At 47.1% G+C, this 14,587-nt stretch carries 10 protein-coding genes; 3 read left to right on the forward strand and 7 right to left on the reverse strand.

Annotation, left to right across the window (positions count from 1 at the left end):
- Positions 1-20: 20 nt before the first annotated feature.
- The 3 genes from NIES2104_RS03645 to NIES2104_RS03655 all read right to left on the reverse strand — a co-directional run bounded on the left by NIES2104_RS03645 (position 21) and on the right by NIES2104_RS03655 (position 10,087).
- A complete protein-coding gene (locus tag NIES2104_RS03645) occupies positions 21-2,528 on the reverse strand; it encodes a response regulator (protein WP_058995835.1) in 2,508 nt (835 codons plus the stop codon).
- Positions 2,529-2,677: 149 nt separating this feature from the next.
- The gene (locus NIES2104_RS03650) at positions 2,678-6,310 is read right to left on the reverse strand and encodes a hypothetical protein (protein ID WP_059001546.1); all 3,633 of its coding nucleotides are present in this window, start codon (positions 6,308-6,310) and stop codon (positions 2,678-2,680) included.
- 207 nt (positions 6,311-6,517) lie between these two features.
- The gene (locus NIES2104_RS03655; RefSeq protein ID WP_058995837.1) at positions 6,518-10,087 is read right to left on the reverse strand and encodes an NB-ARC domain-containing protein; all 3,570 of its coding nucleotides are present in this window, start codon (positions 10,085-10,087) and stop codon (positions 6,518-6,520) included.
- Positions 10,088-10,564: 477 nt separating this feature from the next.
- Between NIES2104_RS03655 and NIES2104_RS03660 the strand changes: the two genes are divergently transcribed.
- Positions 10,565-10,894 carry a hypothetical protein gene (locus NIES2104_RS03660; RefSeq protein ID WP_058995839.1) on the forward strand — a complete coding sequence of 110 codons (330 nt, stop codon included), beginning with the start codon at positions 10,565-10,567 and terminating at the stop codon, positions 10,892-10,894.
- Positions 10,895-10,971: 77 nt separating this feature from the next.
- Here NIES2104_RS03660 and NIES2104_RS03665 read toward each other — a convergent pair whose 3' ends face one another.
- The 3 genes from NIES2104_RS03665 to NIES2104_RS03675 form a co-directional block, all read right to left on the reverse strand.
- The gene (locus NIES2104_RS03665; RefSeq protein WP_058995841.1) at positions 10,972-11,367 is read right to left on the reverse strand and encodes a nuclear transport factor 2 family protein; all 396 of its coding nucleotides are present in this window, start codon (positions 11,365-11,367) and stop codon (positions 10,972-10,974) included.
- A gap of 105 nt (positions 11,368-11,472) precedes the next feature.
- A complete protein-coding gene (locus NIES2104_RS03670) occupies positions 11,473-11,958 on the reverse strand; it encodes a MarR family winged helix-turn-helix transcriptional regulator (protein ID WP_058995843.1) in 486 nt (161 codons plus the stop codon).
- A 132-nt stretch (positions 11,959-12,090) separates the two neighbouring features.
- Positions 12,091-12,438, reverse strand: a complete 348-nt coding sequence (locus NIES2104_RS03675; protein ID WP_058995845.1) for a nuclear transport factor 2 family protein — start codon at positions 12,436-12,438, stop codon at positions 12,091-12,093.
- A 133-nt stretch (positions 12,439-12,571) separates the two neighbouring features.
- On the opposite strand from NIES2104_RS03675, the gene NIES2104_RS03680 reads away from it, so the two are divergent.
- Both NIES2104_RS03680 and NIES2104_RS03685 read left to right on the forward strand, forming a co-directional pair.
- On the forward strand, positions 12,572-12,784 hold the full coding sequence (locus tag NIES2104_RS03680; protein ID WP_058995847.1) for a hypothetical protein: 213 nt from the start codon (positions 12,572-12,574) through the stop codon (positions 12,782-12,784).
- Between the two features lie 143 nt (positions 12,785-12,927).
- Positions 12,928-13,428: an OmpA family protein gene (locus NIES2104_RS03685; RefSeq protein WP_058995850.1), complete on the forward strand. Its 501-nt coding sequence runs from the start codon at positions 12,928-12,930 to the stop codon at positions 13,426-13,428.
- 274 nt (positions 13,429-13,702) lie between these two features.
- On the opposite strand, the gene NIES2104_RS03690 is transcribed toward NIES2104_RS03685, so the two are convergent.
- Entirely contained in the window at positions 13,703-14,548 is an 846-nt protein-coding gene (locus NIES2104_RS03690; protein WP_058995851.1) for a DUF1206 domain-containing protein, read from the reverse strand.
- Between the last annotated feature and the right edge of the window lie 39 nt (positions 14,549-14,587).

Here is a 14,587-nt window from a genome sequence, read left to right on the forward strand (position 1 = left end):
TTAAAGTAATGTTGTATTCGTTATCGGTTAGAAACGTTTGCTAGGTCGGGACGTGCTGCAAGGAGACCGTGAATTTCATCGAGCAGGAGTTGACGGCTATTGCTTCCTTTTTGGTAAATTCGTTGAGTTTGCCCGTTGAGCCACTGCCGTTCCTCGATCGTTAAATCCTTGGCAGTCAGCACAATCACCGGGATCGTTCGCCATTCAGAATGTTGACGAAGCTCTCGAATAAACTCAAACCCATCCATTTCTGGCATCATCAAATCAAGCAGGATGATGCCCGGCTGCTCGGTCTGCATCACCTCTAGCGCCCGAAGTCCATTCTCAGCTTCAAGCACCCGCCAGCCGACTTTCGTAAGTTGACGACAGATCATTTCCCGATTGACTCCGTTATCTTCGACCACCAGAACCGAAGAAGGGGATGAGGTTGTTTGGTAAGGCTGCAAGAGTGTCAGTAAGCGATCGTAGTTGATCGGTTTGATCAAATAATCCACGGCTCCCAAGGCATAGCCCAAAGATTGATCATCTTCAACCGTTACCATGACAACAGGAATATGACATAGCTCCGGATCAGATTTTAGATAGGTCAGAACCTCCCAACCATTTAGATTCGGCATTCTGACATCGAGAAGAATGACGCTCGGTAAGTGTTCTCTGGCAAGGCGCAGACCTTCATGCCCATCTTCAGCGGTGATCACGTTGAATCCTTCTCGACTAAGATAGCGCTGCATGATATCGAGAGCAGAAAGGTCATCATCAATGACGAGAATGTTACTTGTGCCAACGATCGCAGAACTAATCTCCTGCTGCTCTTGTGCGATCGAGGGTTCAGGTTGAAGAGGTTGAGCTTGCTCTGGCAAGCGAATAGTAAACGTCGTTCCTTTCCCTGCTTCGCTCTCAACTTCGATCGTTCCTCCCATAATTTGACAAAACTGCTGAGTGATGACCAATCCCAACCCTGTGCCGCCATATTTGCGTGTCGTCGAAGCATCTGCTTGAGTAAATGACTGAAATAGCCTCGATCGCTGCTCTGGAGTCATGCCAATTCCGGTATCACTGACCCTAAAAGTAATCCAGTCCGCTTCTTTCCGCTCTACAGAAAGTGTAATCGTGCCATTTTCGGTAAACTTACTCGCATTACTAAGGAGATTGAACAGGCTTTGTCGTAGTTTAGTCAAATCAGCTCGCATTGAACCAATCGTTTCAGGACAGGTTACAACCAGAACATTGTTGTTTTTCCTGACCAGAGGGCGAAGTGTGTCCGTCACCTCTTCTAGTAAGGGAGCGATCGCAAACGTTTCCAGGAAGAGTTCCATCTTGCCTGCTTCGACTTTGGACAGATCTAGGATGTTGTTAATCAGTCCTAGCAGATGCTTTCCTGCACCATTAATCTTTTGCACATCTGGAACTAAACCCGTTGTGCCTTGATCCGTCATTTCTTCAACTAACATCTCGCTATAGCCGATGATTGCGTTTAGCGGTGTGCGGAGTTCATGACTCATGTTCGCCAAAAATTTACTCTTGGTCGCATTGGCTTCCTCGGCTTGGACGGTCGCTTTCTGAGCAGATTTCATACTTTCAGCGAGTTGAGCAGTCCGTTGATCGACTGCTTGAGCTAGATTCTGCTCACGAGTTGCAACTTCATGCGCCATGTGTTGAAAGGCTCGCGCTAATTGCCCTGGTTCATCGGCTCGTCGTGCGACCTTCGTAAGGTTAGGTGAATCGAATTCACTAACTTGTTCTGCTGTCATACTGCCCGTTTTAACATTGCGGGCGATTTCAGTAAGCTGTGTGATCGGGTGAATCACTCTTCGCTTCAGGAGTCGATTGATCAGCAGAACCACGATCGCAAAAATCGCGGTAAAAATGCCCATTGTTAACGCTAGATACTGATATCCCTTTGCGAACACCTGATCAGAAGGTACATAGATCGTCTGCGCGGCAACAATATCATTCAGTTTCCAACCAAAACCGTTCTCTGCCCCAAAGCTGGCAACCAACCCTTTAGGAGCAGCGGCAGGAGTACTATGGCACTGCAAACAGCTAGCATCTCGCATGGCGAGGGGACGCGCTGTAAAGAACTGTTTTACTCCATTCATGTCCCGATAGCCTGAAAGTTTATCGAGATCGGGATGTGCGCGAAATTGCTCGACCAGTTTAGCTTCAAACTCATCCGCTTTATCCTTGGGATTCGTCGGGTTTGGCGCGGCTTCTTTATAGAAGAAATTTCGATAGTCAGCCTGAGTCCGAAAACCTTCAAATACTTGTCGTGCTGCGTAAGTTGGCACGACTTCAAGCATAAAATTTGTTTGCAATTGGCTCTTTAACAGAGGAGCAAGGCGATCGCTAGTATAATGCCTTACTGCGTTGACTGTGTGACTTAAAATTTCTGCTTTCGTTGTGACTTCATCCTCGGCTTTTTGCTGCATTGCTCCAGACAGCGTAATGCCACTGAGGACAATTCCACCCACAAAAATCAGCGCCAGCAGTAAGGTAAATTGAGTTCCAAGTCTGAGTTTTCTAAGCATTTTCACTTCTGGGTAAGAGATTTATCTTTCACAGTTTCTAAAACTTGCATTGCGAGTAGCCATACAAATCGTGGGTGCTAAAGACAGACGATTATGCAGAATTAGGAAATATCGATGTTACGGATTGTTGAAATTTAGTTTCGAGCTTGCTAGCGTTTTGATGGCTGCTTGACCGTACGATCGAGTAAATTGGGTGCAGCTCTCGAAACGGGTGCAGCCGTGGTCATAATGCGGGTGCGGCTTTGAGACTTCCAATGCTGATATTTGAGCAAAGGAAAGGATGAGACTCGCTTTGCCATTGCCCAGAAAAAAACGTAACTCGCAAGCAATCGCTCAAAAGAGCCAAACCGAGATTCTCGTAATTCTTCTAGTACAATCTGTTGCGGTCTGAACTGATCACTGGTAGGGGCGACAGTTATGGGGCTTGGTAAAATAATTGCATTCTGAAAGCCTTGATGCGCGATCGCTGGATTGTGTCCTAAAGCAACAATATCTGCCCCGGAATTGAAGTTTCGGACTCCATTGGCTTGTTTACCCGTCATCAAGACTGCACTTTCGTCCTCTTTTCGCCTCTGGCTGCGCCGCCCATCGGGAACTCCTAAAAGCACTAATGTTCCCCGCACAACCCGATGTCCGAAGTGATGCAGCATGTGATCCTGAGGATCACTGCTATGCACTTCTAGTGAGGCAATTCCATAACTGAGTGAGAACAGCTTGCTCACATAAGCTTCCAACAATTGATGTACCCAAGCGATGTCTCCAATGACTAATGTGCGTTTACCTGTTCGCGATCGAAGCGGTCTGCCCTGGAAATACCGGAGTCCTAGTGTCCAAAACCAAGCTCCAAAGATGTAGATAAAAATGTCAGCGAATGTCAGCAAGGGGAGCAAAGATGCAGGAACAGGTGAATCAGCCAAGCCAAACACCCAACGAAAAATAGTTTGGACGAATGGAATTTGAAATCCAACCGTAATCAGCACATAAAGAGCTTGAATTCCCCAAGCTAGAGGCGCTTCTAAAATGTGTAAAGCCCATTTTTTCCCAGTCTCAACAATCTGCTGATGCTCTGGAGAATGAATTGACTCTCCGTCTACTGTCGCGCCGATAATCGCAACAACGCTTCGATCGATAAACTCACGCTTCAGATTTTCTAATGTCAAAAGCTCGGCTACAGTGAGCGTCATTCCAAATGCACCTTGAGCTGAGAATCGTTGTCGCAGCCGTTTTGCTAAATATAAGAGTAGCTCTGTCAAAGTTGCTTGAGTAGCAGCGATCGAGACCGTTGCAGGTTCAGCCGATCGTCGTCCACTGCAATTGACAAAAATCCGACGGGTAAAATCAGAGTCTTGATAATAATACTGAGCGATCGCACTTCCCATCAGGCTACAAACTTCTCCCGTCAGAATAAATAGCTCACCAATCAACCCTTGGCGACGTAATTCTTCAAAGGCATTCGTCGCTTGTAACGTAGGAAAGGTTTGTCCAGATTGGCTGATTGCTAGTACGATCGAAGCATTGTCTAAATGAAGCCCTTCTAAGTCGTACTGCAATCGCCGTAAAACCTGATTCGCAGAAAGCGTTTTGATCGTTAAACCAGGAAACAGGAGCGCTAAATCTTGAGCAAATTGTTCACCGACCCACAAGCTACTCTCAACCCCGGTAATCAGAAGATCTAGAGATTGCTGATGAGGCGCATTATCCAGTTTCAGGTTGATGGTTGCCCGATGCTTGTATTCCCAGCGATTCGCTTTTGCAATGAGCAATTCAGCCAAATTGTCTGCACTTTGACGATTAAACGAAGTTGGATCGCTCCAGGAAACATCGATCGCTTTAAGCACCTTGGGGATTTCCTTAAGGTTACGTTCTACCGGATCTTTAGAATCCGCCTCTGGAGGTAGAATATAGGCGTTTCCCTGAAGCGGAATCCATCGCTGCTCTAGTTCTGATCCCAGCAATTCACGGTCTTCTAGCATCGAATATACTGTGATGTGATTCACGCCGACCCAAGCAATTTCACCCGTTTTTTGATCTAAATCTAATCGATAGGCTCTAGGAACATCCGACAAAACTGCATCGACAGCAGCAGGTTCTGAAGCATAGATCATATACTCGTCTTGAACATTGAACCCCGTTACCATCGGTTGTCCCCAAGCACTAAGAACCAGACTTGTCTCACTCAGCGTTGAAACGACGACTAGCCCAAAGCTCCCTTTGGCTCTTGACATCAGGAGTTTCGTCGCCTGATACACATTGTTATGAAAGAAACTATAGATCGCTGTTTTGACAAAATCGGCTTGCTTCGAGACAGTCCATTGACTCACCAAAGGACTTTGGCTCAGCGCTTGCCAAACCTCTTGCTCAAACTGGCGTAAGTGTTTCTTAGAGATATCTAATATCGATTGACCATAAGGTAACAAGAGCGCCTCGTGATGCTTCAGAAAGATGGGTTCAACGATCGCAACCCAATTTTTTATCTCTGACACAGAAGGCGCAGTATTCGGTGCTGTTTTCGCAGGAGTTTTCCCTCCAAATGCTTCCTCGATCGATTCAGCAACCACAAGCTGATATGCCAGCCTGAATGAGGCATCCCACATTCCCTGAGTGATTAATAAATCCATCATGCCTGCAAGCTTGGGAGAGTCACCGATCGTTGCATTCGGAGTATGCAGCACTCGCTCTAGCCATAAACCTAGGTGAGCATTCTCAATCATTCCTCCAAAGAGCATCCAGCCATCGAAGTCCCCATTATGAGTAATTCGGTGGCTCACATTTTTACGATCGTATTGCCATCTCCCTTGTTCCACACTCCAGACATCCGCATAGCGAGCGGGCATCCACTCGTGCCAGTGAGTTTCTAAGATTGCGGGCGGACTGCTTGTTGCATATCGATAATGCCAGACTCCTACCACAGCAGAATCTAGCGCCTTAGCACCAACACAAGTTGCTCGATACCTTTCTGTGGCAAAGGCAGCTTCTAGGAAGTGAGTCAAATTTTGTCGCTTCCAGTTGACCACTTTCGCGCCAACAAACTCGATTTGAGCCGCACGATCGCGTGCCAAAACAACTCCTCCCCCTGCTTGCTCACCCCGAAGCTCAGTTTCGCGACCCATTGTATTAAAAATATCAATCACTCGTGCAGGTAGAAGCTCACTTCCATCCTGCGGCAACCGTTTTCCTAAGAATCCGAAGTTACCACAGTTAAAGCAAGTTGCCTCACCTGTAATCACAGCAATCACATCGGATAGTGAGCTAATTATCACTAAGAGATTCGCACCCACGAAGGCTTGAATGAGAAACTGACCCACGATCGCTTTCGTGCTATCAGAAGCGCTTAAAAAAGATACAAGAAAGGGAGCGGTTAGCAACGCAAACCCCAGCGAGAATGTATTGAATAAGATACCGCCTAAAGCTTTTACTCTGATGCGCCAAGACGTAGCTCGACCTGCTGCAACCCAAGGATAATTTGTTTTAGCAATAAAAGGTAAAAAAACAGAACTAAATGGGGCACATGATCTCAACACGTCCAATGAAGTTCTATTTTCCAGGATATTTTTACCTGTAATAAAGTAGAGATCTTGGTCAAAAATGGCAGTCAGAAGCGTATGACCCAACCCATGAATCAAAATCGCACTATTCCAGATGAACCTGAGCAGAAAAGCACTGATGAGAAAGAATGAACTAAGTAAAAGCAGGCTTGGCATCCTGATCCCAGCCGAAACCATCATCAATACAATGATGACTTCTGGAACTAAGTTGTAAATAATTGCAAACCGAATTGCCATAGGTAACAATAAGAACACCTTAGATTTATAGCGAGCTGCTAAATTTTTAGCTGCAAGAACAGCTAAAAAATGACCCGTTTTATCAACACCCATAAACCATATCTAAGGCATTCAAGAATAGAGTTCGGAACTTGTTCGGGCGAAAGCTCGGAATTTGTTCGTAAAGGCTTTCAGGACTACTAAACGCGATCGAATGAGATGTTATCCTTAGCGCTCGATCGCACCTAACACCCGCAGCGACTCTTTTTGTGCGTCCGTTAATCCCGTCGTGCCTGAAATATTCATATCTTCATACGGTCGATCGACAGTCAAAACCCTCAAGCACTCCCCAGTATGGCTATCCCAAAGCCGAATCGAACCATCTTCACTGCCACTCGCTATCCTTCGCCCACTTGGGTCAAACATCACTGACCAAATCGGACTCGTATGCCCCTGTAAAGTCATAATGTTCGTTTCCTGTTCCACATCCCAAAGTTTAAGCGTTTGATCGTAGCTTCCACTGACCAGCAGATTCTCTTGAGGATGAAAGTTGATACTCAAAACCTCGCGGCGATGTCCCTCCAAAGTCTGGAGACACTGCCCAGTCTGCAAGTTCCACACCCTCACACTATGGTCATAACTCCCACTCGCCAGCCGATCCGCGATCGGAGCAAACGCGATCGTGTGGGTCTGGCGAGTATGCCCTTCGAGCGTGAGTAGGCATTGAGTATGAGTTGCATCCCACAGTTCTACACTTCCGGTCTCACCGCCAATTGCTAAACAATTCTCGGTTGGACTAAATGCCACCGCTGGAACCCAGGTGAACGCTGGTTCAATCACACGCAGACATCGCCCGGTTTCGACCTCCCACAAGCGCACCGTCCGATCGATCCCAGAACTTGCAAGCATCGATCCATCGCGATTAAAATCAACTGACTTCACCCAGCTCGACATTCGGAAGGCACGTAAAAAATTGCCGCTCTCGACATCCCATAAGCGAATCGTTCGATCATAACTTCCACTTGCAAGCAGCCGCCCATCTGGACTAAACGCAACAGACGTAATGCGATCGCTGTGTCCTTGTAACCACTTGAGGCACTCTCCAGTCTGCGTATCCCACAAGCGCAGTCCTTTATCACCATGAGCACTCGCTAGCTTTTGCCCATTGGGGTGAAAGACAACGCAGAACACCCCCTTCGAGTAACCCTGCCAGATCTTAAGGCATTGTCCAGTTCGTGTTTCCCAAAGGCGGATACATTGATTTAGGGCTGCACTCACCAGTGCTAACCCGTCGGGACTATAAGAGATTGATTGCACCACTCCAGTATGTCCAAGCAACGTACGGTAACAATGCTGCGTCTCAACATTCCATAGTTTAATGGTTTGGTCTTCACTACCACTCGCCAAGATTCGACCGTCTGGGCTAAAAGCAAGCGTCCAGATTGCTCCCTCATGTGCCTGCCAAACTGCAATAGCTTGTCCAGTCCGAACATCCCACAGGCGAATGGTTTGATCTTGGCTCGAACTTGCGATCGTCTGACCATCCGGGCTAAATGCCACTGATAACACTCCGCTCGTGTGCCCCTCAAGCACATGCAACGTTTGCCCCGTTTCGACGTTCCACAATCGAATCGTCCCATCGGCAGCATTACTGGCTAAAAGGTAGCCTTCAGTTAAGGTCTGACCAAGAGGAGCAAAAGCCAGCGCCGCTACCCAGCCTTGATATCCTTCCAAAATATGCAAACACTCCTGAGTTTGCATATCCCAGATTCTGATGGTGAGATCCTCGCCCCCGCTCGCAAGCAGGCGACCCTCCGCACTCAACGCCACCTTCCAAATCGAGCCTGTATGCCCGTAGAACCGACCTTGAACTGTTCCAGACCCAATATGCAGCCGCTTTACAACGCGATCGACATCACTGATGATTAAACTTTCGCCATCAAGACTAAATACGATCGAGTTCACCCCAGACGCAATGCCTCGGAATGTGGCGATCTGCTGCCCATCTTCGACTCGCCAGATACACACTTCACCACTGCTGTGACTCGTTGCAATCTGTTTCGCATCCGGACTAAAAGCAACACACAGAATTTCATCGATCGCTTGAGTGAAGATCGAGTGGCTCAAATCTGCCTGACTAAAATTTGCTCCATGCAACTGAGTCATTCGCAAGTCTGCTTGCCAAATGGCTAGGTTTGAAAAGTCTAGATGACTTAAATCAGCTCCGATTTGACAGAGTAAATTAATCGCATTGCCAGCAAAGTACCCTGGTTGTAAAGGAGCTTGGTCTTGCTGAGTTCTCAGCAGTTGCAGCAGCAAAGCCTTCAGATTTTCACGACCGCCTTGCGACTCAATCAGTTGAACCAAAATCGGCTGTACAATCAACCGCGTTTGGATGTCTCGCACATACTCTTTTGCTTGCGCTTTGGTCAGGGCGTGGCTCTTGAGGCAATCTATTTGCGCCTGCTCTACTTCTTCACACACTTGTTCGATCAACCGTTCGGTCACATATTCCATCACCACAGGCTGCTGAGTGTAGCTAAAGCCCTTAGATACTATAGTCGGCTTAGTTTTCTCGATCAGAGACCGCTGATCAAGCGAAACCAGCGCGTTTTGCAGTTTCCCGTGAGTAATTGAGGGAAGTAAATCAGCTTGTAGCTGTTCAGCACTGACCGCTTCTCGATCGATGGCTAACCAGTACATGACTTGACGTTCGATCACACTGAGGCGATCAAATTGTGAAGTGAGCAAATCCCGAATGTTTTTGAAGAGTTGCGTCTCTTGTTCCAAAAAAGCTGCAATGTTGTTATCGTATAAATCCTGAATCTGTGTTGCCACGATCTTTAAGGCTAAGGGATTTCCTTGATAGCGATCGATAAGTTCCCGCACCTGCGATCGATTTGTCTGAATTGATACTCCTTTCGCCGCTAAAATCAGTTCTCCTTCCTCGATCGATAACTGTCCTAGCCTGAGTAAACGGACAGGCAGCAGTGGACTAGCTTGAGTCGCCACCTCAGATGGGACTTCACGACTCGTTAGCAAGACACTACTCTGATGCTGTCCTTCTGCCAATTGCTGAAATAGAGCGCCATAAGCTTCGTAGCCTGTTCGATAAGTTCCGACTAACTCACCGCTCGACAAAACTGCCTCAACGTTATCAAAAATCAGCAAACAGCGATGTTGCCGTAACTGTTCGAGCAACTGACGCAGGAGTGCATCAAACTGAGCCGGACACGACCGATCAGGCGCGATTGCTTGCATTAAATCTGTGAGGAAATCAATTAGAGGCGGAGCTTGCCGCAGCGATCGCCAGACCACAATTTCAAACGGTTCAGCCTCCATCAATTGATGAGCTAACTTTGTGACGAGCATCGTTTTGCCGATGCCGCCCATCCCAACGATCGCGACGAATCGACATCGCTCTTGGATTACCCATTTCTCTAGTGTGCCTAGCTCGGTCTGTCGTCCATAAAACTGAGAAACATCGATCGCTTCTCCCCAGTCCACGCTGCTGTTTTGCGTGAGTGTGTGTGAAGCACCTTGCTCTTGGTGAGCATACCGAGCCAGAGTATTTTGTAAATTGAGTTTCGTGACCTGAATTCCAAGTGCCTGCGATAACATTTTCCACAGTTCTGCCCCCACGTCTTTAATGTAGCTATATTCGTGGTTCAGATCTCTTGCCATCGTATGGTAAGACTGTTTATTCCAAGCTCCCACGAATACATCAACTTGCAGCGTGTTCAGAGATTCTGGTGCCAAAGCCTCTGTGATAATCTCTAATGCCTCTTTCTGTGTCATCGTGCTTCGCTTTTCCTTTTCAAGAACCTTCCAATCAGTTTCAACCGACGATTAATGATTTGTAACGAGTGCGAACACTCACTCTTCGCCCGAAGAAGTTACGAACTCGTTCAACCATTTTCATCGATACCCTTAGGTGGGTCGGATTGAAACTGCATTATGCAGGTAAAATTTAAGAAACGAACGAAACGCTTGCCTGATGTTACCAAGGTTAAAGAACGGCGTTAGATAACCTTCAAGCGAGACGAAATCGCGATCGAAAGTTTCTAAAGCTACATTACAGCAGCTTTCATCTAAAAAGATTTCAAAGTGCATAAACGAGTGATGCAACTTCCCACTAGGTAAATAGGAAAGCATTGCTGAAGCAAAGCGCTTACTTGGATGGATTTGAACAACAGAAGATATCAGGGATCTCGAATCTTCTAAGTTACCATCTTGCCACAAAGACTACTTTTTTACTTTGCAGGAGTTACTCTCATGACCGTTGTAACCACGACAGCAATTGTAGACAATTTACTTGCTACCTTAGCAAATTCTCGTCAAACCGTTGATCAAATTAATGCCGCCTGTACTGCGAAAGGACTTTCTCCAGCATTTCAGGGCAGCGATTCGTCGATCGGGATTGCTATGAATCCTGATTACAGATTGGAGGGTTTTGGTGCCATTGTTGAACGTCCTTTTCCACCAAAATTTGCTCTGGCGTTCTGGGTGCATTACAAACCCGAAAGTTCTCAACATATTCCATTGGGACGCTTTACCATGCCAATGAGCTTCTTAGATTTATTGAAGTTCAGAGCTAGCCGCTAACGCATCAAAGCAAGCGCTCTAAGCTCGACTGCTCCGCGAAGAGTGACAGGCTTCGCGATTTGTCACTGCTTTCCCAATTACTCATTGGGAGTTTTCGTCTTTTGAATCTTTTCTTGGATTGTTTCGGCTTCGCCAATTTCATAAAGAACGATCGAGCCATTCTCAATCGTAAAGAGCTGCTGAAGTGTCGTATCCACGAGCAAATTGCCCTGCAAATCTCTGACGATTTGATGAACGGTCACGACATTGCGATCGTTTTCATCCGTCTCGAACTTTAAGGTCTCAAGCTGCACTTGAATTACCTTGTATTGATTCGTCCAGTACTCACGCACCGCGTCGCGTCCATAAACGAAACCACCTTCCACCCCGTTCGCCCATTTCACGGCCGGATGCATCACCGAGATGACAGTTTCCAGATCGCCTTTGTTGAAGGCTTCGTATAAATTTTGCAAAAACTGCTGATTTGAACTCATGATTGTTTACCATCCAATACGAAGATATGTGTATTATACACATATTTAAGAGATGCTTCTAGCAAGTTTCAGAATTCATCCTTTCAGATCTTGCATCTACCTTAATCACGCACTGCCACCGGGAGTCTTGTTTAGCCCGTCGGCAAGCATTCGCATCAACCGGACGAGTTGGTCGAAGTCATCGCGCGACCAGCCTTGAAATAGCGTCAAAGCGATTTGTTCACGCGCTTCATTGATCGCATCTGTCGCGATCTTGCCCTTTTGTGTGATCACTGCCTCCCGCATTCGTCGATCCGTCAAGCTAATCTGACGGCTGACCAGACCGAGTTCTTCTAACCGTGCGACTTGCCGACTAACGGTTGTGTAGTCACGCCCTACGCGCCCCGCAAGATTCACCACGCCGATCGGACCAAACTTGGCAATCAGCACAAGGGGCGTGAATAGGGCGGGTTCAAGGCTCAGCCCTGCCATCTCAAGCATCGCTTGATCCAGTTCGGGACGATTTATTGCACCGACGATATCCATGAGGGAACGGTGTAGTCCTGGAAGAGCCGACTTAATCTGTGTACTGCACACCTCTTCTGATAACATCCCGTTGCTTTCCTCAAACATCATGAACACTCATAGATCAGCAGTTGGAGGATGGTGGCAACGACTTTGCCGCCCTGTCGTGAAAGGGCGATTAGTTTGTTGTGTTCTTTACAGAGAACACTTCTTCGCGCATCACAGTTTTTTGAAATTCATCCACACTATCAGCTTATCCTCGATTTGGAACGTCATCTCAAACATGCCTCTTGAGATAACAGAACCGTCTAGCGCATAAACAACTTGGTCAATGTGAACTGCGCTCCTCTCTTCTGAGAGATCACTCATTGCGACGGGTTCATCGTGCGGGCGAGTTTTTGCCCACTTTCCGAGCAAGTGCAATCGGACTGCATCTTTGCCGTGCAGCCTGACCTCATCTCCTGGCCAATCAACATCATCGCTTAGGAGAGCGAGCAGTGCGTTGGCATCCTGTCGATTGAATGCCGCGTAAGCCTGCAATATCAAATCTTTATGCCTCGAATTCATCCTGGCTCCGTTGCTTTTGTTCGTGTTCAGCTTGCTAGTGTACCTTGACGAAGATTGGATTCACGCGTAAAAAAAGACCTACGCCTATCGTAAACGCAATGAAGTGAAGCGCTCAAAATTTCTCGAACAGCTTATGAACATTGACCCATCGCGCCTTGAGCCGCGTAAATCTCTTTCTTATTCGTATAGCGCTTACAGCGGAGATTTACTAGCGGATGTCCCTTTACTGCGACTCCGAATCCAAGTCGGTGACGCTGCACCTGTGCTGACAGATTGCTTTCTGGCATTACTTCTCTCGAAATACTTCGGAATTCTCTATTTCTACCCTGCTGCCCAACATCCCTGACAAGCTGCCATCGCTTATCAAGATGACAATTCTGCCCGAGTGCCCCAAGTGTGGTTTGCCAGAATGCGCCATCAGTTTCACGGAGAAAGCAGGAACGGTCGCAGTATTTTGAGATGGAGTAGAACAGGCGACCATTACAAATTGTGACACCTAGCCCTTCGGCTGAAATTTCTGGTCAAAACAGCGAATTTTCTAGCAGTGAATCGAGTATCAGCGGTGCATTTTCCCCGGTCGATCGCGCTTTACAAGATCTCGGAGCTTCGGTTGTCGGAAATGAAATTCGGATTGATCTCCCTGCTGATATTTTGTTTGATTTTGATCAGTCCACGATTCGTTCTGATGCAAACGCGGCTCTACAAAAGCTACTTACAATTATTAATGCTCAAGCTTCAAGTAGCAAAATTCAGATTGAAGGACATACGGATGCGATCGCGGATGATAACTACAATCAAAAGTTGTCTGAGCGGCGAGCTAACGCCGTGAAATCTTGGTTGATCGATCGAGGAATTTTCTCCACCCGGCTGACAACACAAGGCTTTGGCGAATCTCGTCCGGTAGCCCCTAATACAAAGCCAGATGGTTCTGATCGTCCAACTGGGCGGCAGAAAAATCGTCGCGTTCAGGTCACAATTCAGCGATCGTGAATCTAGCATAAGTTCAATAGTCAGATTGCTTCTCCGATTCTGCTCACGATCGCACTTCATAATTAGTGCTTCGTCTATTCATGCTCAAATGCCTCCTGCGATTCCAACAGTTAGCAATGCTCAAAAAACACAGGCAGAGCAACTTGTTAAATAAGGGAATCAACGCTTTGAGAATTCTAGATTAAAAGCAGCGCAAGTGTTACGTGCTCGCTCCCAGAATTAAGAGAGGACTGTCCGATGCGTTTGCGATCTGAAAAGGAGGTCTTCACCAAGATCAGGTCATCATCCGATGATATCGCGCCTCAATCAGCGAATAGATGCTGTAAGCGATCAAACCCAGAGCAACGATTCCTAGAAGCCAAGATCCAAAGGGTTGTTGAGCCAGAACTGCTAGAGCTTCCCCTAATCCTTTCACTTCATTGGCATTCGAGGATAACGCTGCCAGCATAAGAAATCCCCCAATGATGCTAAACACAACACCTCGTGATGCAATTCCAAACTGACCGAGCCGTTTTGCCCAAGTGCGTTCTGTCGCAGTCATCTGATTTAATCTAAACTGTCGCTGAAATTTAGCAGTGTATGCCTGATAAAAGTACGAAAGTCCGACCCCTAAAACAACTAACCCCGCCAAGCCAACAATCCACTGCCCAAACGGTTGTGCCAAGAAGCGTGCTGTCCAATCCCTTGAGGTTGATCCACTAGTGTTACCCCTGCCTGTAATTAATCGGACTGCGGTAAGTGCTAACCCTGAATATGCGATCGCACTAATCAGATAACCAATGCGTTGCACAATTCGCTTTGCTCCATCGGTTCGACCTGTGCCTTCTGGATCAAGAACTGCCTGTACCAATCGCCACAGTACATACCCCACAATTCCGATCGTGACTAAACTCAGCAAAAACTTCCCAAAGGGTTGAGCGACAATTTCTTGCAATGCCCCACTGGTGTCAGTTGTTTGTCCTCCAGTTCCGAATGCTGCTTGAGCTGCAAGCAATCCGACCACGAAATAGACAATGCCTTTCGCTGCATACCCAAGCCGTGCAAGCTTCTCAAAGGCAGGATGAGCAGCGGTATGTTGCATCGGTCGCTGAATTTCTGGGGGCAAATCGTGTTGAGGCATAGATTGAAGAGAAATTGTATCGATACCATGCCACTTTTT

The organism is Leptolyngbya sp. NIES-2104, from assembly GCF_001485215.1.
Classification (GTDB): domain Bacteria; phylum Cyanobacteriota; class Cyanobacteriia; order Leptolyngbyales; family Leptolyngbyaceae; genus Leptolyngbya.